Annotated in this window: 24 protein-coding genes; 16 read left to right on the top strand and 8 right to left on the bottom strand. The window is 64.6% G+C overall.

The window, feature by feature from the left end; translation table 11 throughout:
- Positions 1-190: 190 nt before the first annotated feature.
- On the top strand, positions 191-3,244 hold the full coding sequence (locus Y882_RS05170) for an outer membrane beta-barrel protein (RefSeq protein ID WP_156171323.1): 3,054 nt from the start codon (positions 191-193) through the stop codon (positions 3,242-3,244).
- 110 nt (positions 3,245-3,354) lie between these two features.
- Positions 3,355-4,686, top strand: coding sequence for a thioredoxin family protein (locus Y882_RS05165; protein ID WP_046970821.1), 1,332 nt, complete (start codon positions 3,355-3,357; stop codon positions 4,684-4,686).
- Between the two features lie 66 nt (positions 4,687-4,752).
- Here the strand turns inward: Y882_RS05165 and Y882_RS05160 are convergent, their stop codons facing one another.
- A complete protein-coding gene (locus tag Y882_RS05160) occupies positions 4,753-5,010 on the bottom strand; it encodes a hypothetical protein (protein WP_046970820.1) in 258 nt (85 codons plus the stop codon).
- Between the two features lie 258 nt (positions 5,011-5,268).
- Between Y882_RS05160 and Y882_RS05155 the strand changes: the two genes are divergently transcribed.
- Together Y882_RS05155 and Y882_RS05150 are read left to right on the top strand one after the other, a co-directional pair.
- Positions 5,269-5,952 (top strand): aspartyl/asparaginyl beta-hydroxylase domain-containing protein, encoded by a 684-nt coding sequence (locus tag Y882_RS05155; RefSeq protein WP_046970819.1) that lies wholly within the window; start codon positions 5,269-5,271, stop codon positions 5,950-5,952.
- A gap of 149 nt (positions 5,953-6,101) precedes the next feature.
- Complete coding sequence (locus Y882_RS05150) at positions 6,102-6,989, top strand: patatin-like phospholipase family protein (protein WP_046970818.1); 888 nt, start codon at positions 6,102-6,104, stop codon at positions 6,987-6,989.
- A 26-nt stretch (positions 6,990-7,015) separates the two neighbouring features.
- Here the strand turns inward: Y882_RS05150 and Y882_RS19145 are convergent, their stop codons facing one another.
- The 4 genes from Y882_RS19145 to fusA all read right to left on the bottom strand — a co-directional run bounded on the left by Y882_RS19145 (position 7,016) and on the right by fusA (position 11,309).
- Positions 7,016-7,207: a hypothetical protein gene (locus Y882_RS19145; RefSeq protein ID WP_082120932.1), complete on the bottom strand. Its 192-nt coding sequence runs from the start codon at positions 7,205-7,207 to the stop codon at positions 7,016-7,018.
- Positions 7,208-7,340: 133 nt separating this feature from the next.
- Complete coding sequence (locus tag Y882_RS05145) at positions 7,341-7,880, bottom strand: Dps family protein (protein ID WP_046970817.1); 540 nt, start codon at positions 7,878-7,880, stop codon at positions 7,341-7,343.
- 178 nt (positions 7,881-8,058) lie between these two features.
- Positions 8,059-8,952, bottom strand: coding sequence for a hypothetical protein (locus Y882_RS05140; RefSeq protein ID WP_046970816.1), 894 nt, complete (start codon positions 8,950-8,952; stop codon positions 8,059-8,061).
- Between the two features lie 227 nt (positions 8,953-9,179).
- Positions 9,180-11,309, bottom strand: coding sequence for an elongation factor G (gene fusA / locus Y882_RS05135; RefSeq protein WP_046970815.1), 2,130 nt, complete (start codon positions 11,307-11,309; stop codon positions 9,180-9,182).
- Positions 11,310-11,725: 416 nt separating this feature from the next.
- Here fusA and Y882_RS05130 point away from each other — a divergent pair, with 416 nt between their 5' ends.
- The 4 genes from Y882_RS05130 (at position 11,726) to Y882_RS05115 (ending at position 15,482) form a co-directional block, all read left to right on the top strand.
- On the top strand, positions 11,726-12,100 hold the full coding sequence (locus Y882_RS05130; RefSeq protein WP_046970814.1) for a TraR/DksA family transcriptional regulator: 375 nt from the start codon (positions 11,726-11,728) through the stop codon (positions 12,098-12,100).
- An 82-nt stretch (positions 12,101-12,182) separates the two neighbouring features.
- Positions 12,183-12,671, top strand: a complete 489-nt coding sequence (msrB, locus tag Y882_RS05125; RefSeq protein ID WP_046970813.1) for a peptide-methionine (R)-S-oxide reductase MsrB — start codon at positions 12,183-12,185, stop codon at positions 12,669-12,671.
- 30 nt (positions 12,672-12,701) lie between these two features.
- Complete coding sequence (locus Y882_RS05120; RefSeq protein WP_046970812.1) at positions 12,702-13,994, top strand: thiolase family protein; 1,293 nt, start codon at positions 12,702-12,704, stop codon at positions 13,992-13,994.
- Positions 13,995-14,048: 54 nt separating this feature from the next.
- Positions 14,049-15,482 (top strand): amidohydrolase family protein, encoded by a 1,434-nt coding sequence (locus tag Y882_RS05115; protein ID WP_052949688.1) that lies wholly within the window; start codon positions 14,049-14,051, stop codon positions 15,480-15,482.
- 171 nt (positions 15,483-15,653) lie between these two features.
- Here Y882_RS05115 and Y882_RS05110 read toward each other — a convergent pair whose 3' ends face one another.
- Complete coding sequence (locus tag Y882_RS05110; RefSeq protein ID WP_046970811.1) at positions 15,654-16,892, bottom strand: OprO/OprP family phosphate-selective porin; 1,239 nt, start codon at positions 16,890-16,892, stop codon at positions 15,654-15,656.
- A gap of 219 nt (positions 16,893-17,111) precedes the next feature.
- On the opposite strand from Y882_RS05110, the gene Y882_RS05105 reads away from it, so the two are divergent.
- From Y882_RS05105 to Y882_RS05080, 6 genes are all read left to right on the top strand, one after another.
- Positions 17,112-18,869 carry an amidohydrolase gene (locus tag Y882_RS05105; RefSeq protein WP_244466233.1) on the top strand — a complete coding sequence of 586 codons (1,758 nt, stop codon included), beginning with the start codon at positions 17,112-17,114 and terminating at the stop codon, positions 18,867-18,869.
- A gap of 257 nt (positions 18,870-19,126) precedes the next feature.
- Positions 19,127-19,876 (top strand): SDR family oxidoreductase, encoded by a 750-nt coding sequence (locus Y882_RS05100; RefSeq protein WP_046970810.1) that lies wholly within the window; start codon positions 19,127-19,129, stop codon positions 19,874-19,876.
- A gap of 48 nt (positions 19,877-19,924) precedes the next feature.
- Positions 19,925-20,872, top strand: a complete 948-nt coding sequence (locus Y882_RS05095) for an alpha/beta fold hydrolase (RefSeq protein WP_046970809.1) — start codon at positions 19,925-19,927, stop codon at positions 20,870-20,872.
- A gap of 153 nt (positions 20,873-21,025) precedes the next feature.
- On the top strand, positions 21,026-21,742 hold the full coding sequence (locus Y882_RS05090; RefSeq protein WP_046970808.1) for an HAD family hydrolase: 717 nt from the start codon (positions 21,026-21,028) through the stop codon (positions 21,740-21,742).
- Between the two features lie 40 nt (positions 21,743-21,782).
- On the top strand, positions 21,783-22,595 hold the full coding sequence (locus Y882_RS05085) for an NAD-dependent protein deacetylase (RefSeq protein WP_244466251.1): 813 nt from the start codon (positions 21,783-21,785) through the stop codon (positions 22,593-22,595).
- A 76-nt stretch (positions 22,596-22,671) separates the two neighbouring features.
- The gene (locus Y882_RS05080) at positions 22,672-23,598 is read left to right on the top strand and encodes a CHAD domain-containing protein (RefSeq protein ID WP_046970807.1); all 927 of its coding nucleotides are present in this window, start codon (positions 22,672-22,674) and stop codon (positions 23,596-23,598) included.
- On the opposite strand, the gene tadA is transcribed toward Y882_RS05080, so the two are convergent.
- Both tadA and Y882_RS05070 read right to left on the bottom strand, forming a co-directional pair.
- The gene (gene tadA / locus Y882_RS05075) at positions 23,595-24,083 is read right to left on the bottom strand and encodes a tRNA adenosine(34) deaminase TadA (protein WP_046970806.1); all 489 of its coding nucleotides are present in this window, start codon (positions 24,081-24,083) and stop codon (positions 23,595-23,597) included. The genes Y882_RS05080 and tadA overlap by 4 nt on opposite strands.
- Before the next feature lie 41 nt (positions 24,084-24,124).
- A complete protein-coding gene (locus Y882_RS05070; protein ID WP_046970805.1) occupies positions 24,125-25,036 on the bottom strand; it encodes a LysR family transcriptional regulator in 912 nt (303 codons plus the stop codon).
- 116 nt (positions 25,037-25,152) lie between these two features.
- On the opposite strand from Y882_RS05070, the gene Y882_RS05065 reads away from it, so the two are divergent.
- Together Y882_RS05065 and Y882_RS05060 are read left to right on the top strand one after the other, a co-directional pair.
- The gene (locus Y882_RS05065) at positions 25,153-26,016 is read left to right on the top strand and encodes an NmrA family NAD(P)-binding protein (protein ID WP_046970804.1); all 864 of its coding nucleotides are present in this window, start codon (positions 25,153-25,155) and stop codon (positions 26,014-26,016) included.
- A gap of 24 nt (positions 26,017-26,040) precedes the next feature.
- Positions 26,041-26,742: an SDR family NAD(P)-dependent oxidoreductase gene (locus Y882_RS05060; RefSeq protein ID WP_046970803.1), complete on the top strand. Its 702-nt coding sequence runs from the start codon at positions 26,041-26,043 to the stop codon at positions 26,740-26,742.
- The last annotated feature ends 8 nt before the right edge of the window (positions 26,743-26,750 follow it).

The following is a 26,750-nucleotide window of genomic DNA, read 5'->3' as shown; positions in this document are numbered from 1 at the left end:
CGACATGAGAAATGCTCATCTGTCGGACTCTTTCAATCGTTCAAAACTCGGGTTTTCATAGCCCCACACCCATCGTCATCGGCGCCACAAGGCAGCGATGACGACGAGGCGCCAGGCTTCCCCATGCCTGGCCAAGGGGCCCTACTCCGAATGCTGATGCCGAGCGGGACGCGTTCCCGTTGCGCCAAGGATGCGCGCGGCATCGGCACCCGTTTCCCGGAACACTCGAGAACCGACTTTGAACAAGCACGTCCCCGTTTCACGACGCCCGCTCGCGGCGGCATTGCTCACCGTGTTGACGCTGGCCAGCGCGCCGGCGTTCGCCCAGTCCACCACCGGCAGTATCGTTGGCCAGGTGCCTGCCAGTCGCGGCGAAGCGGTGCTGATCAAGAGCAGCACCGGTATCACCCGCACGGTGAATATCGACAGCCGTGGCCGCTACAGCGCCACAGAGTTGCCGTTGGGTACCTACACCGTGTCGCTGCTGCACGATGGCAAGGTGGTGGACACGCGCAACGACATCACGCTACGCGTGGGTGCCGGCATCGAAGTGTCGTTCGAACCAGTGGCGGCAAAAGAACTGGGTACCGTCAGCGTATCGGCCAACGCCGCGCCGTCGATCGACGTGACCACCATCGATTCGCGCACCGTCATCACGGCCGATGAGCTTGCGCGCCTGCCGCTGGGTCGCTCGGCGGAATCGATTGCCCTGCTCGCACCCGGCGTCACCGGCAACAGCGGTGGCTACACCGGCCCCACCGGCCAGTCGCTGGTGACCTTCGGCGGCTCGGCGGCCAGCGAGAACGCGTATTACATCAACGGATTCAACACCACCGAACCGCAACGCGGGCTCGGCGGACTCACGCTGCCATACGGCGCCATCGAGCAGCAGGAAATCTACACCGGCGGCTACAGCGCGCAGTACGGACGCTCCGACGGCGGCGTGATCAACATGGTGGGCAAGCGCGGCAGCAACGAATGGCACTTCGGTGGCGCGGTGTTGTGGCAACCCGCCTTCGCACAGGCCGATGGCACCAACACGTATTACACCAACGGCCTGCCGGCATCGCCGGTGGCGGGCGGCTTGTACGATCCGAACAGCCGCAATCGCCAGTGGACCACCACCTACGATGCCTACCTCGGCGGCCCGCTGATCAAGGACAAGCTGTTCCTGTTCCTGGCTGCCGAAGCCTCGCGGCAGGAAGGCACCACGGTGAATGACGTCACCAACGCCAAGCCGTACGTCAACTACAAGTACGACTCGCCGAAGTGGTACGCCAAGCTCGACTGGAACATCACCGACAGCAATATCCTGGAGATCACCGGCGCCTCCAACAAATACGAGACCTCCGGTTCGATCTACGACTACAACTACAGCACGCTGTCGCGCGGCGACTTCATCAACCTCGACGACCGCATCAAGACCGGCGGCGACCTCTACACCGCCAAGTTCACCAGCTATATCACCGACGCCCTCACCTTCTCCGCCATGTACGGCCGGATGAAGACGATGAATTACGACGTGCCCGGCAACTACGACAGCAGCCTCACCTACGTAACGGACATCCAGAACCAGAACCCGTCGTACATCGGTGGCAATCCCGTCGGCAACAGCCAGGTAACGCAGTCGCTGTACAGCCCCAACCGCCACAACACCAGCAACAACCTGCGCATCGACCTGAGCTACCAGCTCGGCTCGCATACGCTTTCGGCGGGCATCGACAACCAGAACTCGCGCGCGATCGACCAGGGCAGCCAGACCTCGGGGCCGGGCTACTACTGGGGCTATGCGTATACCACCACGCCGAACGCGGCCTTGATTCCCAGCCTGGGCGTGGGCGCGCCTGCAAGCTATCCGAACGGCGCATCGGGCTACTACGCGATCCAGTACGTCAACAGCTCGATCGCCAGCGTGCGCTCGGCGCAGCGCGCGCAATACATCGAAGACAAGTGGCAGCTGACCGATCGCTGGCTGCTGTCGCTGGGTCTGCGCAACGACCAGTTCACCGACTACAACGCGGATGGCGATGCCTATATCCGTCAGCGCAGTGCGCAGTGGGCGCCGCGACTGGGCTTCAGCTGGGACGTGAACGGCGACGCGAGCTTCAAGGTGTACGGCAATGCGGGGCGCTATTACCTGGGCCTGCCGCTCAACCCGGCGCTCAATGCCGCCGGCGCGTACGTGGCCACGCAGCAGTACTTCACCTATAGCGGCATTGCGGCCGACGGCACGCCGACTGGCCTGGTGCCGTTCTCCAATCCGGTCTCATCGAACAATACCTATGGCGTGCTGCCCGATCCCAAGACGGTGACGGCGCAGAACATCAAGCCCGAATACCAGGACGAATTCATCCTCGGCTTCACCAAGACGCTGGGCACGCAATGGGTGTATGGCGCCAAGCTGACCCAGCGCATCCTACGCAACGGCATCGACGACTACTGCGACGTGCCGACCATCGAGAACAAAGCCGCGCAACTGGGCTATACGGTCAGCGCCACCAACAGCTGCTACCTGATCAATCCGGGCCGCGCCAACACCTTCACGGTGATCGACGACACCGGCGCGTACCGCAGCGTGTCGCTGACCAACGACGAGATGGGCTTCCCACCGCTCAAGCGCAAGTACTACGCGCTGGAAACCTTCCTAGAGCATCCGTTCGATGGCCACTGGTACGGCAAGATCGACTATGTGTTCTCGCGCAGCTACGGCGATACCGAAGGTCAGCTGCGCTCGGACATCAAGCAGACGGCGGCGTCCACCAGCATCGACTGGGATTTCCCTTCGCTGATGTCCTACAGCAACGGCGCGCAGAGCAACGACCACACGCACCAGCTCAAGCTGTTCGGCTACTACCAGATCAGTCCCGAGTGGCAGGTGTCGGGCAATCTGTCGCTGGTTTCCGGCAATCCGCGCAACTGCCTGGGCTATTACGGTCCCGCGCAGACCGATCCGAACGGTTATGGCAGCTACTACCACTGGTGCGGCGGCCAGCCTTCGCCGCCAGGCACGCATCGCCTGCCCTGGAACAAGCAGCTGGACGTGGGCGCCACTTATCGCCCGGCGTTTGCCGCGCAAAAGCTGGGTTTCTCGCTCAACGTGTTCAACCTGTTCAATTCGCAGGCCATCCTCAACGCCTATCCGTACTACCAGATTTCGCCAGGCACGCCTGATCCACTGTACGGCTCGGCCGTGGTTCGCCAGCAACCGCGTTATGTGCGCCTGAGCGCCACCTACGACTACTGACGATGCCGACTTGATGCAGGCAACCCCTCGTGCCTGCGTCGGGAGGAGCGGTACGCAAGGCCGCCTCCTCCCACCCTCTTCACTCATCCGCGAACCCGGGACACGCCACCATGCCCAACGCACTCCGCCGTTCGAAGATCTCGCTGCTCGCCGCCGCGCTGCTGGTCGCCCTGCCTGCCGTTGACCTGCACGCCGCGGAAGCCAGGACGCCACCGACCATCGACGAAGCGCTCAAGGCCTCGGCCCAACAGCATCGTCCGGTGCTGGTCGATTTCCAGGCCGTGTGGTGCTACTCCTGCTACTACATGGCGAGCCATGTGTTGAACGGACCGGAATGGGATGCCGTACAGCGCAAGGCGATCGTGATTGAGGCCGATGCCGATTCGCCGGACGGCCAGACATGGATGAAGAAACTCCATGCATCCTTCCTGCCCAGTTATGTGGTACTCGACGAGCACGGCAACGAGCTGGGGCGCATCTCGGCGGAACAACCGCGCGCATCGTTCTACCCGAAGATCAACGCCATCCTCGCTACCGGCAACACGCTGGAAGGGCTCAAGCAAAAGGCGGCCAAGGGCGCGCCCGGCGATGTCGCCAACGTGCTGGAGGCTTATCAGGCCCGCGCCGAAGGCAGCGACGGTTTGAGCTGGTTCGCCAGCCTGCCTGCGAGCCAGCAGCAGAGCGCACGCGCGAACCAGCGCGTCGGCCTGGCGCTCGACCAGCTCGCGCTTGCCAAGGCCCTGGTCGCCGACGACAACGCTGCCGTCATCGCAAACGCCCAGAAGGTGCTCGCTCAAGATATCGGCTGCCAGCGTCCTTACGTGCTGGAGAACCTGTTCGAGGCCACCGACAAACTCCCAGCCACCGAACGCAAGTCGCTGCTGGCTGCGCAACGCAAGCCGCTCGACCAGTACGTCAACACGCAGGTGCTCATCGCCAAGCCGGCCTGTGCGGACCAACGCAGTGCCGTGCTCACCAGCGTCCAGCTCGACGAAGCACTCGGCGAGCACGACGCAGCGGCGGCCATCCTCGATCGTGCCATCACGCAGACACGCCAACGCCTGGGCACCAACCTCGCCAGCGACCGCAACCTGGCCGACAACCTGCGCATCTACCTGCTGCGCGCCAAGCGCAGCGCCGAACTGGACGACTACCAGCACCAGCTGATTGCCGCCTATCCCGACGATTACGTCTACGCCTATCGCTATGGCCGCAACCTGGTGGAAACCGGCAAGCCGGCGCAGGCGCTGCCGTATCTCGCGCAAGCCGCCGACAAGGCGTACGGCGCCAACCGCCTCGCCGTCGCCTTGCAGCGCGTGAAGGCGCTGAAGGCCCTGCATCGCGATGACGAGGCCAACAAGGTGGCCGCTGAAGTATTGGAAACGAACGGCCCGTGGTTTCCGCAGCAAGCCGACGCGCTGAAGGCTGCGCTCAAGGCGTAGACGCGCAAGCACACCGCGTCCCGGCGATGGACGCGGTGTGCTGATCAGCGCGTAACGAACGCGCTGCTATTCGCGCAGCTGTTGCAGCAAGTGCTCCAGCTCGGCGCGCAACTGACGGACCTGTGACAAAGCAAGGTCACGCTCTCGCACCACCTCGTGATGCACGACGAGTGATACCGCGTGCATCGACAAGGTTTTCTTTCTCGCTCGATAACGCCGCGCACGCTCCGCCGCCGTCAGCGCATTGGGCTTGCGCGGACGGCCGCGTGGCCGCTTGAACGCCAAGGGCAACGCAAGCGTGCCCGGATCTCGGGGGTCAACCATGGCACCTCCTCCTTTTTGCGCCTATTTTACGTGACGTCACATAAAATACAAGAAAAATCCTACGAAAAAACAGCAAGAAAGGAGGCTTAGTTCATCTGCAATCGCCGCTTGTGGCTGTCGGCGCGAGCCCGCCTCGTGCGTTCACATGACAAGGAGATTCCTGTCGCTACCGTGCAAGCGCAGGCCGCCGGAGGACGCGGCCTGGCGGTGCCGGGGGTGAGTGAACCCACCGAGTAGAAGAAGAAGGAAAAGCCGAAGATGGATTCGCTCTATGAGCTGTCATCGCGGGCCATCCGCCGTCTCTATGACGCTCGCATCAACACCCCGCCGGTGCTGGATATCGGCACCTACTTTCCCGATGGACATCGCTTTCGCGACCACTGGGAAGGGCTCCGTCGCGAGGCGCTGGCGATACTCGACAGCGCCCAGCCGATTCCGCGCTTCCACGAGATCATGCCCACCCAGGCGGACATCTCGGCGAACGACGGGCGCGACTGGCGCATGTTCCTGCTCAAGGTGTACGGGCAGGACATCGCGTCCAACCAGGCGCACTGCCCCTTGCTGACACAGTTGTTGGCCGCCTGCCCGGACGTGCTGTCGGCCACCCTGTCCTTCCTGGCGCCGCACAAGCACATACCGCGGCATTCCGGGCCGTTCCGCGGCATCCTGCGTTATCAGTTGAACCTGGAGGCGCCGCTCGCCGACGACGGCCGCCCCAGCGCCGTGCTGTGGCTGGCCGGGGATGAGCATCGCCTGGGCAATGGCGAACACCTGCTATGGGACGACACCTATCCGCACGAGGTGTGGAACCGCAGCGAGCACACGCGGGTGGCGCTGCTGCTGGATGTGCGCCGGCCGGCCATGCCGCTGGATCTGCGCCTGCTGTCCAGCGCCGTGACCAAGAGTGTGGGCATGGTGGTGCGTTGGCGCGGGGTTGCCTGAAGTTCCATCAGACGGCGTCGGAGGATGCCCTCACCTTCGCCCGCGTCCGGCCCAATGCACGATCGCAGCATTGCGGCCGGGCTGTTCGCCCCCATGGAAGCTTGCGCCATGCGCACATGGAACAAGACCTTACCCAGGAGTGCGAACGTATGCTCGGCAAAGTGGACGAAATTCGCGAACTCGACTTCAGCACGATGGGCACGCTCGTCCTGGCGGGCGGCGGCAATCGATGCTGGTGGCAGTCGGGCGCGCTGAGGCATTTGATGGAGCGCGGCCTGCGCCTGCCGGCGCAACTGGTCGGCACCAGTGCGGGTGCTGCGGTAGCCGCCTCGTTTCTTGCCGAAGGTGCCGATACGGCACTGCATACCTGCCTGAAGCTCTACGCGAGCAATCCTAGGATCTTCGACTGGTCTGCCCTGCCGAAACTCAAGCTGAAATTTGCCCACCAGCACGTGTATCCCGCCTGGGTCGATGCCTTCTTGAACGAAGCGACGTTCGACACCTTGCGTCATTCGTCCTCGCGCCTGGTCGTGGCCCTTACTCGGCCGGCGCGATTCCTGGGCATGCGGGGATCCGTCGCGGCGGGCACACTGGCCTATCTCGTCGACAAATACCTGTGGAACAGCATCCATCCGCGACTCCCCCGCGTCTTGGGGCTGCGCCAGGATTTCATGGTGCTGAACGATTGCTCCGACATCGACACAGCCCAGGCCCTGCTGATTGCGGCGGCCTCGGCGCCGCCCATCATGTCCGCCCGTCCGGTCGGGGGCGCGATGGCGATAGACGGCGGCTATACGGATAACGCCCCGATTCCTCACCAGACCGAAGCGGAGCGATCGAACACGCTGGTGATGCTCACGCGCCACTATCCGAAACTGCCGCCGATGTTCCGCTGGCAGGGACGGAGCTATTGGCAGCCCAGTCAACGCATTCCCGTTTCAACCTGGGATTGCACGCCCAAAACGACCGTGCGCCAGGCCTACGATCTGGGAGCAATGGATTCGGCGCGGGCATTGACCAGCGGGCTGCTTCGATAGCTGCGCCGCCCGAGGCCGCATGCTCTTCAGTGATGTTTGTGTGGCCGGGCCGGGATAAACGGCGACACCGGATCGCTGGCGGGAAACGTCTCCTCCAGCGCCTCATCCTGCAGGTCCTGACTGTGCGATTCGGCTTCGCTGCGGGCGAGGCCTTTGGCGTGGCTATCCGATCGACGATCGCCAGCTTGATCGCTTGAAGTTTTTTCTCGACGCGGCATGGCGCACTCCTCCACGGCACAGGGCAACCGGATGCATAGGCAACCTGGCCGGCACCGAACGTCGACCCCGCGGGGCAAGCCTGTGCGATGCCCGTGACCGGCGATGCCTCGCCAGCCACGGGCCTCCGGGTAATCAGGCGTGCCGACTGGTTTCGAACAGGAACCACACGCGGCGCTCGGCCTCGTCGATCCAGTTCTCCAGCAGGCTGGCCGTGGCCACGTCCTTGTACTCGTCGCACAACTCATGCGTGGCGCGCATATAGCCGGCGAGGCGCTGGTTGTCCTCGCGCAGTTCGGCCAGCATGTCGTCCGGCGTCACGAAGTCCGCGTCGTTGTCGGACAGGCGGGCCAGCCGCTTGGCATGGCCCAGCGAACGCAGCGTGGTACCGCCCAGTTTGCGCACGCGTTCGGCGATGGGATCCACGGTGGCGTAGATCTGGTCCGACTGTTCGTCCAGCAGCAGGTGGTAGTCGCGGAAGTACGGGCCGGACATGTGCCAGTGGAAGTTCTTGGTCTTCAGGTACAGGGCCAGGACGTCGGCCAGCAGTGCATTGAGTTCGCCGGAGATGTCGCGGGTCGCCTTGTCGCCCAGTGCCGAAGGCGTATTGAGCGCTGCCTTCTGACGGGTCTTGACGGCCGCGGTGTCGCCCTTGGCCTTGCTAGTCTTGCTCATCGAGATTACTCCGCTGTTGGCTCTTGGGAGGCCCCTATCCATGCCTATGGCAAGGATCAGGGCATCTCTTAGAGTATGGACCGGCAAATGTCATTTCGATGTCGCCGCCGGCACTAAAGCACGACCGGCCGCCAAAGGCCGGCGCGGCCATGGCGCCCGCGGCGTTCGGCTGATCACTTCAATGACTGGCGGCGTGGATCTCGGCCACATAGCCGCCAGGAAATTGCACGATTGACGACGCGCGACCTTCGCTGGTGAACGGCTCGACCAGGACTTTCGCGCCGTGCGCCCTGGCCTTGGCCAGCGTGTCGGACAAGCTGCTCACTTCGTAACCCGTCGTCTCGTGCCCGTAGGGATACGGCAAGTGGCCGTCGCTCACCAACACCACCAACTTGCCAAAGGTGGATTCGATGCGGACGCGGCGGTACGTGTCGCCCGCACGACCGATCTCCGCACCGGGCGCCTTCGCTTCATCGGAAACGACCTTGCCGTGCGAGAACGTCACGAAGCTTTTGACAAAGGCGTCGACGCGATCCGGCGACACGTACACGCGATTTTCCGGAACCGTCTGGAGCGGCGCGTAGTTCGGCGGCGTGGTATGCCAGTACAGCTGCATGTTCACGCCACCTGGCCACTGGATCACCGCGTCGCGGCCGATGGGATCGGGAAAGATCTGCACGATCACGTCGGCACCCGCCGCCCGCGCGGCCTTGACCGCCACGTCCAGGTCGGTCACCAGATAGCCGGTACGCTCAGCGCCGAACGGATGCGGGATCGGTGTGCGGAAGCCGAACAACGACACCGTGCCCACCGGCGTCTGCAGCAGCTGGGTACTGGTGCTGCTGGGCGTCGGTGTCACGGTGGCCACACCTTGTCTCGTGCTCTGGCCGCCGAAGGTGGCGAGAAAACTGTCGGCAAACGCACCCACATCGGCCGGCGCCACGTAGACATGGGTGGTGTCGTATTGCGAACCCACCGCCACCATCGGCGCAGCTTCCCTGGCGGCCAGGGGTTGCGAAAACACGCCGCCGAAGCCAATAGCCAGGGCAAAGATGCTTGAACCGATACGCATGGGTAACGTCCTTGGGAATTCAGGGCCGGGAGTGGTCGGGCCAGCATCGCCCGCTCGCGCAAGCCATACCACGCGACCAGCAGAACACCACGGGAAAGCATTCAACGCGCCAGCTTGCTCCGCATCAGAGCTGCCCCAAAAACGATGGGCGGTGAAATCGAGCACGGCATCAAGCGGCCGGTCACGCCGTGAGCGAAGTACGCTGCACGGCGTGACGGGCGAGCCGCTTACTTCGACTCTTTTTCCATCAAGGTGTCCACCAGGTTGGCGGGCACTTCCTCGTAGTGGTCGAACTCCATGGTGAAGGTGCCGCGGCCACGCGTGGCCGAGCGCAGGAAGTTGATATAGCCAAACATCTCCGCCAGCGGCACAAAGCCCTGCACGAAAGCCTGCGTGCCCTTCTGCCCCTGGTCGCTCACGGTGCCGCGACGACGGTTGATGTCGCCGATGACGTCGCCCAGGTAGTCGGCCTCGGTCACCACTTCAAGCCGCATCACCGGCTCCAGCAGCTTGGGCTTGCTCAGCCGCTGCGCTTCGCGGAAGCACTGCCGCGTGGCGATTTCGAACGCCAGCGCGGACGAATCGACATCATGGAACTTGCCGTCGATCAGGCGCGCCTTGAAGTCCACCACCTCGTAGCCGGCGATCTGTCCCTCGCGCGACTCCACGTTGACGGCATGTTCCACCGCGGGAATGTACTCGCGCGGCACGCGGCCACCGACGATTTCATCGGAGAACACCACACCGGTGCCCGACTCCTGCGGCTCGAAGATCATGGTGACTTCGGCGAACTGACCCGAACCACCGGACTGCTTCTTGTGCGTATAGGTGTGTTCCAGCGTGCGGCCGAACGCCTCGCGGAAGCTCACCTTGGGCTTGCCCATGATCGCGTCAACGCCCAGCTCGGTACGCATGCGGTCGATGGTCACTTCCAGGTGCAGCTCGCCCATGCCCTTGAGCACGGTCTGGCCGGTTTCCTTGTCCATCTCCAGGCGCAGCGACGGGTCGGCCTTCACCATCTTGTAGAGCGCCGCGGACATCTTGTCGATGTCGTTACGGGTCTTGGGCTCCACCGACACGCTGATCACCGGATCGGGGAAGCGCATGCGCTCGAGCAAGGCCGGATGCGCCGGATCGGACAAGGAGTCGCCCGTCTCGGTTTCCTTCAATGACACGAACGCGCAGATGTCGCCGGCGCGCACCTCATCGATTTCCTTGGTCGCGTTGGCCTGCACCTCGACGATGCGGCCGATGCGTTCCTTCTTGCCCCGGGTGACGTTCTGCAAGGTGTCGCCCTTCTTGATCACGCCGGAATAGATGCGGCAGAAGGTGAGCGTGCCGAACTGGTCGTTGATCACCTTGAAGGCCAGCGCACGCGCCGGCGCATCATCGATCACGCCCTGCTCGCCGGTGACATGGCCGTCCTCATCGACCAGCGCGATGCCGCCGTTCTCGCCGGGGTACGGCATATAGTCGATCACCGCATCCAGCAGCTGCTGCACGCCCTTGTTGCGATAGGAGGAGCCGCAGAACACCGGCACCAGCTTGCCGGACACGCAACCCTTGCGGATGCACTCCTTCAACATCTCAGGATCGAACTCGCCGGTTTCGATCAGGCGATCAAACGCGGCGTCGTCCATCGCCAGGGCGTATTCCAGCGTTTCGTGGCGCAGTTTTTCCAGGTTGTCCACCCACGCCTGGTCGGCCGCCGTGCTGAACTTCACGCGGCTGGCCACTTCGTTGAGGGGCACGGTATCCCAGGGGCTGTCCTTGTCGTCGCCCTTCCACAGGTAGGCTACGCCAGCGACCAGGTCGGCCATGCCGACGAATTCGTCATGGCTGCCCAGCGGCACCTGGCAAAGCAGCACGCTGGCGCCAAGGCGCTCGCGGATGCCCTTCACGCAGTGCTCGAAGTTCGCGCCGGTGCGATCCATCTTGTTGACGTAGCACAGGCGCGGCACGTTGTACTGGTCGGCCAGGCGCCAGTTCGTTTCGGTCTGCGGCTCAACGCCCGCCACGCCGTCGAATACCACCACCGCGCCATCGAGCACGCGCAGGCTGCGATTCACCTCGATGGTGAAATCGACGTGTCCCGGCGTATCGATCAAATTGATCTGGTGACCCTTCCACTCGGTGGACACGGCCGCGGACTGGATGGTGATGCCGCGCTTGCGTTCCTGTTCCAGATAGTCGGTGGTGGTCGAACCCTTGCCATCCTTCGTGTCGTGCACGTCGACGATCTGATGCTTCTTGCCGGTGTAATACAGGATGCGCTCGGTCGTGGTGGTCTTGCCGGCATCGATGTGCGCGATGATGCCGATGTTGCGATACAGCTCAAGCGACTTCTTGCGTGCCATGGGGTCCTGCCTTGATGAAAAGGTGCATTCCGACCAGGCACTCCACCGATAACGACAGGCTGCCCAGCGCTCCGCCCGATATAGGGTCGTTCAGCCAAGCATCAACGTTGCGTGAAAATCCATGGAATCAGCCACTTGCAAAAGCAGCGTCGGAAGCTTGCGTGAAAAGCCCGCCCCGGGAGGCTGCCTGATGGACGCACCTCCTGGCCATGGACACGAACTGGCAACGGTTTGCACGTAACGTCACGGCCTCTGCGGTCGACCGCCATGCAGCGAAACCGTTTGGACGTCTACTCCGTTGTCCCGCTCCCAAATCCACCCAGAAAGCGGAGCCAGCGCGGGGTTCTTGCCTTCACCGCGCGCGAACGAAAGCTGTGCAATAGCTAGTTGATATTTCACCTGCCGGAGTCGTCCCCATGGCCGCCGAACAACACCTCACCCCCGAGTTCATCGCACAGCAGCGCAAGCGCCTGGAGGCGTTGCGCAAGCAGGTGCTGGGCGGTGAACTGGACGTCAATGCGCGCAAGCGTGCCTTCACCGAGGAGCACGGCGACGAGGCCGAAGAGTTCGAGGATTCCGCGCAGGACCTGGCCCAGGAAGAAGTGCGCCAGGCCACCCACGACGTGGACGAGCAACGTGTGAACAACATCGAGCGCGCCCTGCAGAAGATCGACGACGGCACCTACGGCTACTCCGATGAAAGCGGGGACCCCATCCCCAAGGCCCGGCTGGAAGCGGCCCCGGAATCGGTGCTCACCGTGCAGGAAGAACAGGCCCGCGAGCGCCGCTGACCCCTTGAGCCCGCCGCGTTCGCCCCGATCTTGAGGGCGTTCGGGCACACGCTGCCCATGGGTTCATCGAGGAGAGCACGCAGTGAGCAGTCGTCCCACTTTCGACCTGTCCCCTCCCACCCCGCTGCAGTTCGATGCGCTGGCCGCCAAGTTGACCGCGGAGGAGCGCGAGGTGCTGCTCGATCACGGCACCGAGTCGCCGTTCTGCGGCGTGTTGCTGACCGAAAAGCGCGCAGGCGTCTACGGCTGCCGGCTGTGTGGCCTGCCGCTGTTCCTCGCCGGCAACAAGTTCGACAGCCGCACCGGCTGGCCGAGCTTCACCACGCCGTTCGACGAAACACACCTGGCCTATGTGCGCGACAGCAGCTACGGCATGGTGCGCACCGAGATCCGCTGCGCCCGCTGCGGCAGCCACCAGGGCCATGTGTTCGACGACGGCCCGCCGCCGACGCACCAGCGCTACTGCATCAATTCGGTGTCGCTGGAATTCGTCGCCGCCACTGACCCACTGCCCGACAAGCTGGGCCGCGGCGCACCTGAAGGCGCCGTGTGGAACCTGTTCGCCAACTGATTCCTTCATCCTCGCCATCAGGACACGTCCATGCCTTTGAAGTCGCGTTATAGCCGACCCGTGTGGCTTGCCTCGGGTGTACGTACGCCCTTCTCCAAGGTGGACGGCGCACTGGCCTCGCACGACGCCATAGCGCTGTCGGTGCCGGTGGTGCAGCACATGCTGGCCAGCCTGCCCGAGGGCAAGCGACCGGATTTCGCCGCGTGGGGCGCGGTAGTGCCCAACCTCACCTGGAGCAATATCGCGCGCGAAGTGCTGATGGACGCCGGTGCGCCGGCGACCATCCCGGCGTTCTCCACCATCATGGCGTGCTCCACCAGCATGATCGGCATGATCGAAGCGGCCGGCATGCTCGACGACGACAGCCTGCAACTGGCCCTGGTCGGCGGCGTAGATAGCCTGAGCCGCATCCAGCTGGGTCTGCCGCAAAGCCTTTCCGACTGGATCCGCCAGTTCCAGAAAGCGCGCTCGGTCGGCGAGAAGGTCTCGCACGCCCTCACGCTGAAGGCGGGTGACGTCCGCCTGTATATCCCGGGCATCGTCAATCGCACCTCGGGCCTGAGCATGGGCGAGCACACCGAGATCACCGCCAAAGACTGGCATATGCGCCGCGAGGATGAGGATGCCTGGGCACTGGGCAGCCACCAGCGCACGGTGGCGGGCTGGAATAGCGGGTTCTTCGATGACCTGGTGATACCGGTGGGCGACTTCCGCCGCGACAGCATTCCACGCGCGGATAGCACGCTGGAGAAACTGGCCAAGCTCCCACCGGCATTCGATCGCACGACCGGAGAAGGCACATTGACCGCGGGCAATTCGTCGCCGCTCACGGACGGCGCCGCCGGCCTGTGGGTCTCGAGCGAGAAAGGCCTCGAGCGCATTCCGTCGCACGTGCCACGCGTCAAGCTGGTCGACTGGGAAATCGCCGCCGTCGACTTCCGCGTGGAAGGCCTGCTGATGGCGCCCGCGTTCGCCATACCCAAGCTGCTGGCTCGCCACAACCTGCGCTATGACGACGTGGCCCTGTGGGAAATCCACGAAGCCTTTGCGGCGCAGGTGCTGTTCCACATGGCTGCATTGGAAAGCCGCGAGTTTCTCGCGCGCAAGGCGGGCGTGGACCGCGACTTCGGGCCGTTCCCGCGCGATCGCGTGAATCCGAACGGCGGCAGCCTGGCCATCGGCCATCCCTTCGGTGCCACCGGTGCGCGCATCCTCAGCCAGGCGGTGAAGGAGCTCGCGGCGCAGCCTGCGGGCACGCTGGGCATTGTCAGCATCTGTGCCGATGGCGGCCAGGGCACGGTCGCGCTGCTCGAAGCGGGCTGAGCCATCGGCAACGCTGCTTGCTACGATGCTCCCACTTTCGAGAGGGGGAGCACCATGGCATTGCAGCGTTCGCTTTTCACCGTCGCCATCACCGGCCTGCTGTGCGCAGCCAGCGCATCGGCCGCCGACACCAAGCCGGCGAGCGACAAGGACTTCGTCGCCTACGATCAACCGCTGATCGCCTTCACCCATGCCACCGTGATCGACGGCACGGGCGCGAAGGCCGCGCGTGACCAGACGCTGGTGATCGACCACGGCCGCATCGTGGCGCTGGGCAAGAGCAGCAAGGTGAAGCTGCCGCAGGATGCCAAAGTGATCGACGCCCAGGGCAAGACGCTGATGCCCGGCTTCGTGATGGTCCACGAGCACATGTTCTATCCGGCCGGCGGCGCCGAGTACAACGAGATGAGCTACAGCTTCCCGCGCCTCTATCTTGCCGGCGGCACCACCACCATGCGCACCGCCGGCTCGATGATGCCGTACGCCGACATCAATGTGCGCGACGCCATCGCCAAGGGCACCGTGATCGGCCCCGACATGGACGTGACCGGCCCCTACCTCAACGGCCCGGGCCTGCCCATTCCGGCGGTGCACGTGCTGAGTGGTCCGGACGATGCCGAGCGCACCGTCAACTACTGGTCCGACGAGGGCGTCACCTCGTACAAGGCCTATATGCAGATCAGCCGCGATGAGCTGAAGCGCGTGATCGACACGGCGCACGAACGCAAGGCCAAGGTGACGGCGCACCTGTGCTCGGTGACCTATCGTGAAGCGGTGGACATGGGCATCGACAACCTGGAGCACGGCTTCTTCGTCGCCAGCGATTTCGTCAAGGACAAGCAGCCCGACCAGTGCCCGAAGAGCCCCGGCGTCAACGACTCGCTGGCCGCGGTCGATCCGAAGTCGGCCGACGTGAAGCTGCTGATGCGCGACATGATCAGCCACCACGTCGCGCTGACCTCGACCCTCACGGTGTTCGAAACCTTCGTGCCGAACCGGCCCAAGGCGCCGCAGGGTGCACTCGACCTGATGCTGCCGGAAGTGCGCGCGCAATACGAAGCCACCTGGAACAAGGTGCAGGGGTCCAAGGCGCGCATGACGCCGGAGACTTACCTCAAGCTCGCCCGCATGGAAAAGCAATACGCCGACGCCGGCGGCCTGCTGCTCGCCGGCACCGATCCCACCGGCTACGGCGGCGTGGTGCCGGGTTATTCGTCCAAGCGCGAAGTGGAGCTGCTGGTGGAAGCGGGCTTTGGCTTCGAGCAGGCGGTGAAGGTGGCCACCTCCAATGGCGCGAAGTATCTGGGCCGTGATGCCGACGTAGGGACGCTCGCCGTGGGCAAGCGCGCTGATCTGGTGGTGATCGATGGCGACCCGGCGAAGCATGTGGCCGATATCGAGCACATGGCCTTCGTGTTCAAGAATGGCGTGGGTTACGACACGCAGAAAATCTTCGACGCGACGCGCGATAGCGTGGGCCTGCACTAAGGCATTCCCAAGGCCTTGCCTTGTAGGAGCGCACCCTGTGCGCGATCTCATCGAAACGAGCGGCTGCCAGACGCTCGCGGCGCCCCGGGGTCGCGCACAGGGTGCGCTCCTACAATTTTTTGAGACGGTCTTGCTGCTGGCGCAAGACCTCTTCGACTGGCACCAGTCCCGTCAGAAATAAACCTGCGCCCGCATCTCGAAAATCCGCGGATTCACCTGCAGATTGCCGCGATCACTGAAGGCCCACACATAGTTGGCCTGAAACTTCAGATGCTCGCCGATGTACCAGTTCGCGCCAGCCGTCCAGTCGTGTTCCTTGCCACCGGTGATGGCGCCATCGTTGAGATCCAGCTCGCTGTAGCGCACCGCCAACTCCACTGCACCCCAGGCATGGGTCGGTCGCACCGCCTGCAGGTCGCGGCCGTTGTAGCGGCGATCGGCCACATTGCCGTCGCTGTAGAAGCGCGACTCGCCGGTGAGCGTCCAGGTGGTAAACACATAGTAGCCGTTGATATCGACGTTGGGCTTGCCGTTGTAGCGATCCACCTGCGCCTGCAGATACTCGCCCTGCAGCGACCACGGTCCCTGGATCCACAGTGCCTCCAGTCCCTGGCGATCGACGCTCTTGCTATAGGGCAGATTCCCCGTATCGACCAGGCGCACCGGTGACAGCCCATCTTCCGGCCGCGCGCGCAGGCGGGCCGACGGTGGCACCGAGCCCTCGTCGGCCCAGTCGAGCTTTTCGCGCGATGCGGACAGACCCAGATGCAGCACATGACCAGGCTTGTTGAGCGGTATCCACGCCGCACGTGCGGCCCAGGTGCGTCCCGGATTATTGCCGTCCAGGTCCTTGCGCCAGAAATAGTCGCCAACGTTGAGGATGAAATGCGGCCTCACCCAGGCCCAGTCGAGACCCGCGCGACGCCCTTCCCATACGGCCTGCGTGGGCAACGCGGTTTCGACGAAGGTGGTCGCGGACGAACTGGTCACACCCTCGAAGCCCACCGGCGTTTTCGAATAACCGAAGCGGAAGTTGCCGATGTCCTCGCCGATCACGCCGCTGCTGCGAAATCGGATGAAGGTATCGACCCACTGCTTGGCCTGGAAGTCGTACTGCACGATGGCATCGTACAGGCCCGGCTTGCGCAGATAGAAACCGAGATAGCGACGCCGATTGGTGTTGGCGTCTTCGAACTTGCCTGCATCGTTGGAGAACTGGTTGACGTCGTATTGATAGAGCACCGCCAGGCCAAAGTCCGTGCCGTCGGACGCGGTCACGTGGGTGGGCCAGTTGCTGTAGAAGTCATAGTTGTCCGCCAGACAGTACACCGGCCACGCGCATGCCAGCGCCAGCGCGAGCAGCGCGCGGCGAAAACGAACGGCAGTGCGTGCAGAGTCGGTGTGGTGCATGGTCTCGCCTCCCAACGAGTACCGAGCATGCTGTCCAATCGCCCGCATGGCGAGAAATGACTTTTGTGCATATGCACATGACGTGGGCGGCTCCCAATCTACCGGTACGGCGGAGCGCTCCTGTGATCTTCCTGCGCAGGCTGCGACAACGCAGTCACGAAAGCTCGACGCGCTTGGCCTTACATCTGATCGCCAGCGGACTGGCATCAAGGCATCGCCGTGTACCCGACGCTCATCGTTCACAACGCGAAGATCCACACGGGCGTCGCGCACCGGCCTGAAGTCCAGGCGCTGGCCGTGAACGGACGGCGCATCGCCGCCGTGGGCAGCAACGGCCAGATACGCTCGCTGGCTGGCCCCGCCACCGTGCTGATCGATGCGGGAAGGCGGCGCATCATCCCGGGGCTGATCGACGCGCACCAGCACCTGGTCGCCACCGGCCTGGACTACAACCAGCAATTGCGCTGGGACGGGATACCCACGCTGGATGCCGCGCTCAACCTGCTGGCCGAACAGGTACGACGCACACCCTCGCCGCAATGGGTACGCGTGGTCGGCGGCTTCTGCGAGCACCAGTTCGCCGAACAGCGGCTGCCCACGCTGGATGAATTGAACCGCATCGCGCCGTCCACGCCGGTCTATATCCAGCACCTGGAAGACCGCGCCCTGCTCAATGCCGCGGCCATCGCCGCCTGCGGCTACGACGGCCAGACGCCCGACCCGCCCGGCGGCCATATCGAATGGGACAGCGCCGGCGCACCCACCGGCCTGTTGATCGCCACGCCCGCGACCGAGGTGTTCCACCAGGCGCTCGCGCACGCGCCGGTATTGCCGCACGAATACCAGATCAACAGCCTGCGGCGGACCATGCGCGAACTCAATCGCCTCGGCGTGACCAGCGTGATCGATGCCGGCGCCGCGCATCTGCACTATCCGGACGATTACCGCGCGCTGGAAGAACTCGCCCATCACCATTTGCTGACCGTGCGCGTCGCCTACCACCTGGCGGCGCATGCCGCCGGTGCCGAGACGGCGGATTTCCTGCACTGGTCCACCATCAATCACTACGGCGACGGCGATGAACTGCTGCGCTTCAATGGCGCCGGCGACGTGCTGGTGCATGCCGCCATCGACGACGACAACTTCCGCCAGCCACCACCGGCGATGACCACGCAGACCGCGGCCGAACTGGAAGACATCGTCAGCCGGCTGGTGGCGCGGGGCTGGCCGTGGCGCATGCACGCGGTGTACGACGAAACCATAGCCATGGCGCTGGATGCGTTCGAGCGCGTGGACGCGGACATGACCTTGCGTTCCCTGCCCTGGTTTTTCGACGGGGCCGAAACCATCAGCCAGCGCAATATCGAACGTGTTGCGCGACTGGGCGGCGGCATCACCTTGCAACCGCGCATGGCCTACCAGGGCGAGTATTTCCTCGAACGCCACGGCGCGGACGTGGCGGCGCACACGCCGCCGATCCGCCGCATGCTGGACGCCGGCCTGCACCTGGGGCTGGGCTCGGGCGGCGCCACGATCGCCAGCATGGATCCCTGGGCCACCCTGCACTGGCTGACCACCGGCCACACCCTCGGCGGCAATACGATCTACCCACCCGACGAACGGCTCGATCGCGCCCAGGCATTGGCGCTACACACCCAGGCCAACACCTGGTTCTCCGGCGAGGCTGGCGGCAAGGGGCAACTGGACATTGGCCAGTACGCCGATTTTGCCGTGCTCTCGCAGGACTACTTCAGCGTGCCCGACGAGGCGATCCGGCAGACCGTGGCCGAGCTCACCGTGATGGACGGACGCGTGGTCTACGCCGAGGGCGACTTCCGCGCGTTCGATCTGACGCCTCCCATGCCACTGCCGGAGTGGTCGCCGGTGAGCCATGGCAGCGGTGTCTGGCGACCCTCGCGGCAGGCTGACCCGGGCACGGTCGCGTCGGCCCGTGACAGCAGCCGCGTCTCGCATTGAAGGCGTCATCCTTCTCCTCGATGCTGTCCTTGAGAAGCACCTGGGCGCACGCGGTATGTAGGCGGCTCACTCACTCGCGGCATGACTTGTAGGCACACACAGATCGCCTGCCCATGGAGGCTCGCGGGACATCGGAAAGTGGTTCACACAACACGTTCGATCGCTTCGAACGTGTTCATCGGAAAGGCGGTACGGCAAGGCCCACGCTGACGCGCAATATCTCTCCATCGACCACACATCTAGCAACGGAGCACGTCATGAACCGCTTCACCAACAAGACCATCCTCGTCACCGGCGGCAACAGCGGTATCGGCCTGGCCACCGCACAGGCCTTCGCCGCCGAAGGCGCACGCGTCATCGTCACCGGCCGCGACCAGACCGCACTTGAGCAGGCCGCTGCCACGCTGGGCGCACAGGCGCTCGCCATCCGCAACGACGCCAGCTCGGTGGCCGGCGCCAGGGAACTGGCCAGCACGCTGAGTGCCCAGGGCATCCGCCTGGATGGCATCTTCCTCAATGCCGGCATCGCCAAGCTCGCGCCGTTCGAAACCGTGGACGAGGCGCTGTGGGACCAGACCTTCAACGTCAACGTGAAGGGCCCCTACTTCCAGATCCAGGCGCTGCTGCCGCTGCTCAACAAGGGCGCGTCGATCGTCATCAATGGCTCGATCAACGCCCATATCGGCATGCCGACCTCGTCGGTCTACGCCGCCAGCAAGGCCGCGGTGATCTCGCTGGCCAAGACCTTGTCGGCGGAACTGCTGCCGCTGGGCGCGCGCGTCAACGTGGTGAGCCCGGGCCCGGTGGAAACGCCGCTCTACGGCAAGCTGGGCATGGACCAGGCCACGCTGGAAGCCACCGCCGCGCAGATCCAGTCGCAGGTGCCGCTGGGCCGCTTCGGTACGCCCGCTGAAATCGCCTCGACCGTCCTGCACCTCGTCGCACCGGAGTCCGCCTTTATCGTCGGCACCGAAATCATCACCGACGGCGGCATGAGCCAGCTGTAAACCATCTGCCCGGCTGCACCCGCAGCCGGGCCTACCAGGGAGCTCAACATGAAGACCTTGCAGTGGATGCGCCGCCTTGCGGTGGCGTTGCTGGCTACGTTCGCCCTTCAGGCGACGGCGAATGCCAAGACACCTACCATCGAACAACACACCGCCAGCGCCAATGGCGTGCAGTTGCACTACCTGCAAGCGGGCGAAGGCTCGGACACGCCGGTCATCCTGTTGCACGGCTACGCCGAAACCAGCCATATGTGGCTGCCGCTGATCGCCAAGCTCGACGATCGCCGCACAGTGATCGCACCGGATCTTCGCGGCGCCGGTGATTCGTCGATGCCTGCCTCGGGCTACGACAAGAAGACCATGGCGCAGGACATCCATGCCCTGGTACAGCAGCTGGGCTATCGCAAGGTGAAGATCGTGGGCCATGACATCGGCCTGATGGTCGCCTATGCCTATGCCGCGCAATACCCGGACGAAGTGGACAGCATCGTGCTGATGGATGCCTTTCTTCCCGGCGTGGGCGACTGGCAGAAGGTGTGGCTGCTGCGCGACAAGTGGCATTTCAATTTCTACGGCGACACGCCGCTGAAACTGGTCGACGGACGCGAGCGCATCTACTTCGAGCACTTCTGGAACGACTTTGCCGCCGACCCCAAGCACTCGATGTCCGAAGCCGATCGCCAGTACTACACCCGCCAGTACGCACGGCCAGGCCGCATGAAGGCAGGCTTCGAATACTTTCACGCCTTCCCGCAGGACGCCGAGGATTTCGCGGGCTTCGCCAGGCAGCCACTGAGCATGCCGATGCTGGTGCTCGCCGGCGAAAAAGCCTCGGGCGACTTCCTCATCGCCCAGGCCAAACTGGTCGATACCCACGTGCAGGGCGTGATCATCAAGGGCTCGGGCCACTGGCTGATGGAAGAAGCACCCGCGCAGACCATTCCCGCGCTGGTCGGCTTCCTCAATGGCGACGCCAACGCCCAGGCGCAGCGCTGAGCTTCAGCACGAATGACGCGGCCGGCGCCTGCCGGCCGCGTTCATGCCTCCGCGTCTCAGCCGGAGCAGGACGCCAAAGCCACCTACCACCGTGTTTTCTGGAAAAATCACCCCCATATCGCTGGCACGGCCAGATCGGCAGACGGGTGAAAAGTGATAGAGCTGGTAGGTTTCGACGGCGACGACACGCTGTGGCACAGCGAGGGTCATTACCAGTCGGCGCATGGTGAATTCGAGCGCATCGTGGGCGAGTACGTCGACCTGGTCGATGTGCGCGTGCACGAGCGGCTGCTCGCCACCGAGCGCCGCAACATCAAGTTGTTCGGCTACGGCGCCAAGGGCATGACCTTGTCGATGCTGGAATCGGCCATCGACATCACCGACCAGCGCATCAGCGCCGCCGACCTGCATCGCATCATCGAGCTGGGCAAGCAGGTACTGGCGCACCCGGTGGATCTGCTGCCGGGCATCCGTGCCGCGGTAGAAGCGGTGGCGCAGCATCACCGCGTGGTGCTGATCACCAAGGGCGACCTGTTTCATCAGGAGCAGAAGGTCGCCAGCAGCGGCCTGGCCGACCTGTTCCATCGCATCGAGATTGTTTCGGAGAAGGACGAACGCGCCTATCGCAACGTGCTGGAGGAATTCCAGCTCTCGCCGACTCGCTTCGCCATGGTCGGCAATTCGCTGCGTTCGGACATCGCGCCCGTGGTGGAGCTCGGTGGCTGGGGCGTGTACATGCCCTACCACGTGACCTGGGCACATGAGACCGATACCGATTTCGTGGACCACACGTCGCGCGTGGTGCAGGTGGCTGACCCCACTGGCATCGCCGACGCCCTGGAGGAGTTGCAGCATCGTGCCGTCGCCTGATCTCGATCTTGACCTGTCCATCGATGCCGGCGCCGCCAGCATCGAACGCGACCGCGCGCGCCTGCGCGACTTCGTCCAGGCGCATCCACGCCTGTTCGTCCTCACCGGAGCCGGCTGCAGCACGGATTCGGGCATTCCCGATTACCGCGACACCAACGGCGGCTGGAAACGGCCGCAGCCGGTGACCTATCAGGCCTTCATGGGCGAAACCGCCACGCGCCAGCGTTACTGGGCGCGCAGCCTGGTGGGCTGGCGGCGCTTTGGCCGCGCACAGCCCAATGCCACCCATCGCGCACTGGCGCGGCTGGAACAGCAGGGTCGCGTCACCACACTGCTCACCCAGAACGTCGATGGGTTGCACCAGGCCGCCGGCCACCAGAGCGTCATCGACTTGCATGGACGCCTGGATGAAGTGCGCTGCATGAGCTGCGACGTGCGCCTGCCCCGCGACACGTTTCAGCAGTCGCTGGTGGACCGCAATCCCGCCTGGGCATTGCTCGATGCCGGCGACGCCCCGGACGGCGATGCCGATCTGGACGGCCGCGATTTCACGCAGTTTGTCGTGCCGTCGTGCCCGAGTTGCGGCGGCATCCTGAAGCCGGACGTGGTGTTCTTCGGCGAAAACGTGCCGCGCCATCGCGTTGACGCGGCCGTCACGTCACTGAACGAGGCAGACGCGATGCTGGTGGTGGGTTCGTCACTGATGGTGTTTTCCGGCTACCGCTTTGCGGCCGCGGCCGCGCGGGAAGGCAAACCCATCGCTGCCGTGAACCTGGGCAAGACGCGGGCAGACCCCTTGCTCAGCCTCAAGATCGAACAATCGTGCGCCGAGGCCCTGGCCTTCGTGTCATGAGGACGCGGCGCGATGCCGCTCGCGAATTGTGACCATTTGATGCAGAGTAGACATCCCGGTCGTCTGGAATCACTGCATGAATGCCAGGCTGCAACATCGCGCGACGCCCTCGCGGTCTTCCTCGGCCCACGCCAAGAGCGGGCCGGGCAAGCCATCGGAGTTCGACCGGATCTGCGAGGCGTTGGACGGCTATTTCGCCAAGGCATTCGACGCGCGCAAGCGCCTGCTTGAACAACCCTACGAACCCAAGCTGCTGCATGCCTGGCGCGTCAACCTGCGCCGCGTGACGGCCACGCTGAAAGACCTCGCCTCGCTTTCCGACGACGACCTGCGCGATGTGCTCGCCTATCTGCGCTCCTGCCGCGAAGCCACCGGGCAATCGCGCGACCTGGACATCCTGGCGCAGGAAACCCTGCCCGCCTTCCTGGACAAGGACAACGCCAGGCTGCCCGGCGTCGAGGCCGCCACCAAGGCCTTGTCCGAACGCCAGCAACAGGCGCACAAGCAGGCCGTGGTCGAGCTCAAGAAGCACAATCTGGCCGCGTCGCTGCAGTCATGGCGCCACTGGGTACAGACGGTCGAGCCGCCGACCGACAACCAGGTGCGCAAGGTGGCCGCTGCGGCCATCCAGCAACGCTGGAATACCTTGAAAAAGCGTGCCAGCAAGCTCGACGGTGGCCAGAAACGCCTGCACCGCCTGCGCAGCGCCACCAAGAAGATGCGTTACAGCATCGAGCTCTACCAGCACGCCTTCCCCAAGCAGGCGACCTCGGCCTGGCTCAAGCAGCTGACCGATCTGCAAAGCGGCCTGGGCCTGGCGCACGACCGCATGACGGGACGCACGCTGATCGGCGACTTTCTCGTCGCGGAAGACACCCAGACCCTGCTCAAGCCGTTCCGTCAGTGGGGCAAGCGCACCGCGTTCCATGCCTCGGAAGAGGCCATGCAGTCATTGGCGAAGCTGGAAAAGTTGAACTCGTTCTGGCGCAAGGCCGCGCACTAGCGCCGGGCGCGGAAAAACTCGCGCAGCATGCTCGATGAGTCGTCGGCCAACAGGCCGCCCTCCACCGTCACGCGATGATTGTGGCGATCGGAGATCAGGGTATCGAACACGCTGCCTGCCGCGCCGGTCTTGGGATCGGTCGCCGCATACACCACGCGCCCGATGCGCGCATGCACCAGCGCCATCGAACACATCGCGCACGGCTCCAGCGTCACGTACAGCGTGGCGCCCGGCATGCGGTAGTTGGATAGCTTTTCGCCCGCGGCGCGCAAGGCCATGATTTCCGCATGGGCGCTGGGATCGTTCAACGTGATGTTGCGGTTCCAGCCCAGCCCGATGATCTCATCGCCCTGCACCAGCACCGCACCCACCGGCACTTCGTTTTCCGCATCACGCGCGTGCGCGGCGAGCTGCAGCGCGCGGCGCATGTAGCGTTCGTCCGCGTCGGAAAAGGCCGGGGCGGGCAATGGTGTCTGATCGGTCATCAACAAGGCTGCAAAGGCGTGCTAAACCACCATTCTACCGCCTAGATCGCCGCGGTGATCCCGATGACGAAATCGAGAAACGCGCGCACCTTGGCCGATGGATGGTGGCGCGAGGGATACAGCGCATAGAGCGGGAAGCGCTCGTCCGGCCAATCCGGAAACAGCTCCACCAACTGACCGCGGCTGACCAGTGGCCCGGCGGCCACCGCCATCACCTGCGCGATGCCATAACCTGCCACGCAGGCGCTGTGCATGCTGCCGCCATCATTGACCACCAGCCGCCCCGAGGTCTTCACCGATAGGCGCTTGCGCTTGCGATGAAACTCCCAGGGAAAGGTGTGACCCGTCGCCGGATCGCGAAACTCGATGCAGACGTGTCGATCGCCTTCCAGCTCCTGCGGATGCGCAGGCCTGCCGTAACGGCGCAAATAGGCCGGCGATGCCACCGTGAGAATGCGCGTCTCCAGCAGCTTACGCGCCACCAGGCTTGAATCGGGCGGCTCGCCGAAGCGCACCGCCAGGTCGAAGCCGTCGGCCACGATATCGCCCAGTTGGTCGCGCGTGGCCAGCTCCACGTCGAGATGCGGATGGGCCGCCATGAACTCACCCACGCGCGGCGCCAGCACCAGCCGCGAGAACAACGGGTCCGTATGCACGCGCAGGCGCCCACGCACCATGGTGGCGCCTTCCGTCGCGCTCGCGGCAGCCTCTTCCAGCCCCGCCAGCAAGGGCATCACCTGGGCATGGAAACGACGTCCTTCATCGGTCAGGCGAACGGATCGCGTGGTGCGGTCGAACAGGCGAATGCCCAGCCGCGCTTCAAGCCGCGCAATGGCACGGCTGACGCCGGGCGGCGACATGTCCAGCGCTTCGCCGGCGGCGGCAAAGCTGCCGCCATCGACCACGGCGGTGAACACACTCATGCCGTTCAAGATGCGCTCGTCGAAGGCCATGCGTTCATGCCCTTTTGTCACTTATCCATTGCCATTGATGTTATCGCGAAAGCAGTGGCCGGCGCGGAAAATCCTCATCCGAACGCGGCAGGCGCCGCTCTCTTGAGGATCCGAACATGTATGCAGTCATCGGTATCACCGGCCAGGTCGGCGGTCAGGTGGCCAACGAACTGCTGGCCGCCGGCCAGCGCGTACGGGCCATCGTTCGCGACCAGGCCAAGGCCGCTCGCTGGATCGAGCGCGGTTGCGACACGGCGATCGCCACGGCCAACGATGCCGATGCCTTGGCCGCCGCCTTCGAGGGCGCCAGCGGCGTGTTTCTGATGATCCCGCCCGACTACGATCCGGCCCCTGGTTTTCCGGCCGTCCGCGAGATCATCGCCGCCGTGCAGCAGGCCGTGAAAATGGCCCGCCCCGGCAAGCTGGTGTATCTCTCCACCGTCGGCGCCCAGGTGGACACCTTCTCGCTGTTGAACAACGGCCGTTTGGTCGAAGCGGCGCTGCGCGAGCTGCCCTTGCCCACGGCCTTCGTGCGTGCCGGCTGGTTTATGGAAAACGCCGCCTGGGACGTCAGCGCAGCTCGCGCGGGCCTTATTCCCAGCTATCTGCAGCCGCTGGACCACGCCATCCCGATGGTCGCCACCGCGGACATCGCACGCACTGTGGCGAGCACCCTGCTGGACACCTGGCAGGGCACGCGGGTGATCGAACTCGAGGGACCGCAGCGCTACTCCGCGCTCGACATCGCCAACGCCTTCGCCACCGCCCTTGGCCACCCCGTGCGTACCGAGCCGGTGCCTCGCGAAAGCTGGGAAGACCTGTTCCGCACGCAAGGCATGCAGCACCCTGAGGGCCGCATGCGTATGCTTGATGGCTTCAACGAAGGCTGGATCGACTTCGAACAAGGCCAGGCCGGCTCGCAGAAGGCTTCGACGACACTGGAACATGTCCTGCGCGATCTGGTCGAACGATCACCCTGATTCACAGCTCACCAGGCGACCCTCATGACTACGAACAAGCAGCAAACCGCTCTCATCGTCGGCGCGTCCCGCGGCCTTGGACTGGCTTTGGCGGCCGAATACCTCAAGCGCGGCTGGCAGGTGATCGCCACCGTGCGGGGTTCGGCACGCACGCCGTTGCACGACCTCCAGGCCTCGGCCGGCGATCGGCTGGAGATCGAACATCTGGACATTGATGTCCCTGAGCAGCTCGACACGCTGCGCGCCCGCCTCAAAGGCCGCGTGCTGGAGGTGTTGTTCGTCAACGCCGGCGTCGCCATCGAGGCCGAGAAGCCGATCGGCGACGTCAGCACCGAGGGCTTCACCCGCATGATGGTGACCAATGCGCTCAGCCCCATGCGCGTGATCGAAACGCTCGACAAGCTCGTCGTGCCAGGCGGCGCCATCGTCGTCATGTCGTCTGGTCTGGGCAGCGTGGCCAACAACGTCGATGGCGGCTGGGAAACTTATCGCGCCAGCAAGGCGGCGCTCAACACGCTGATGCGCAGCTACGCCTCGCGCCAGCCCGAGCCCAGCCGCACCCTGCTGTTGATCGCACCGGGTTGGGTGCGCACCGACATGGGCGGCCCCGACGCGGCGCTGGACGTCAGCGAAAGCATCCCGCTGGTGGTCGACGTGGTGACCCAGCAGACCGGCCGCAGCGGCCTGCAATTTCTCAACCGGCTGGGCGAGACCATGCCCTGGTAAATGGCAAA

This window comes from Dyella japonica DSM 16301, from assembly GCF_001010355.1.
GTDB classification, from domain to species: Bacteria; Pseudomonadota; Gammaproteobacteria; order Xanthomonadales; family Rhodanobacteraceae; genus Dyella; species Dyella japonica.
Note: the sequence above shows the minus strand (reverse complement) of the source record. Positions and strands in the feature narration are given on the sequence as shown.

Excerpts from the sequence above, each read along its gene's own strand:
- Y882_RS05110 (WP_046970811.1), bottom strand. The coding sequence starts at position 16,892 with ATGCACCACACCGACTCTGCACGCACTGCCGTTCGTTTTCGCCGCGCG.
- Y882_RS05060 (WP_046970803.1), top strand. The coding sequence starts at position 26,041 with ATGACTACGAACAAGCAGCAAACCGCTCTCATCGTCGGCGCGTCCCGC.
- Y882_RS05165 (WP_046970821.1), top strand. The coding sequence starts at position 3,355 with ATGCCCAACGCACTCCGCCGTTCGAAGATCTCGCTGCTCGCCGCCGCG.
- Y882_RS05140 (WP_046970816.1), bottom strand. The coding sequence starts at position 8,952 with ATGCGTATCGGTTCAAGCATCTTTGCCCTGGCTATTGGCTTCGGCGGC.
- Y882_RS05170 (WP_156171323.1), top strand. The coding sequence starts at position 191 with ATGCGCGCGGCATCGGCACCCGTTTCCCGGAACACTCGAGAACCGACT.
- Y882_RS05130 (WP_046970814.1), top strand. The coding sequence starts at position 11,726 with ATGGCCGCCGAACAACACCTCACCCCCGAGTTCATCGCACAGCAGCGC.
- tadA (WP_046970806.1), bottom strand. The coding sequence starts at position 24,083 with ATGACCGATCAGACACCATTGCCCGCCCCGGCCTTTTCCGACGCGGAC.
- Y882_RS05115 (WP_052949688.1), top strand. The coding sequence starts at position 14,049 with ATGGCATTGCAGCGTTCGCTTTTCACCGTCGCCATCACCGGCCTGCTG.
- Y882_RS05160 (WP_046970820.1), bottom strand. The coding sequence starts at position 5,010 with ATGGTTGACCCCCGAGATCCGGGCACGCTTGCGTTGCCCTTGGCGTTC.
- Y882_RS05095 (WP_046970809.1), top strand. The coding sequence starts at position 19,925 with ATGAAGACCTTGCAGTGGATGCGCCGCCTTGCGGTGGCGTTGCTGGCT.
- Y882_RS19145 (WP_082120932.1), bottom strand. The coding sequence starts at position 7,207 with ATGCCGCGTCGAGAAAAAACTTCAAGCGATCAAGCTGGCGATCGTCGA.
- Y882_RS05150 (WP_046970818.1), top strand. The coding sequence starts at position 6,102 with ATGCTCGGCAAAGTGGACGAAATTCGCGAACTCGACTTCAGCACGATG.
- Y882_RS05065 (WP_046970804.1), top strand. The coding sequence starts at position 25,153 with ATGTATGCAGTCATCGGTATCACCGGCCAGGTCGGCGGTCAGGTGGCC.
- fusA (WP_046970815.1), bottom strand. The coding sequence starts at position 11,309 with ATGGCACGCAAGAAGTCGCTTGAGCTGTATCGCAACATCGGCATCATC.
- Y882_RS05155 (WP_046970819.1), top strand. The coding sequence starts at position 5,269 with ATGGATTCGCTCTATGAGCTGTCATCGCGGGCCATCCGCCGTCTCTAT.
- Y882_RS05080 (WP_046970807.1), top strand. The coding sequence starts at position 22,672 with ATGAATGCCAGGCTGCAACATCGCGCGACGCCCTCGCGGTCTTCCTCG.
- Y882_RS05070 (WP_046970805.1), bottom strand. The coding sequence starts at position 25,036 with ATGGCCTTCGACGAGCGCATCTTGAACGGCATGAGTGTGTTCACCGCC.
- Y882_RS05100 (WP_046970810.1), top strand. The coding sequence starts at position 19,127 with ATGAACCGCTTCACCAACAAGACCATCCTCGTCACCGGCGGCAACAGC.
- Y882_RS05145 (WP_046970817.1), bottom strand. The coding sequence starts at position 7,880 with ATGAGCAAGACTAGCAAGGCCAAGGGCGACACCGCGGCCGTCAAGACC.
- Y882_RS05120 (WP_046970812.1), top strand. The coding sequence starts at position 12,702 with ATGCCTTTGAAGTCGCGTTATAGCCGACCCGTGTGGCTTGCCTCGGGT.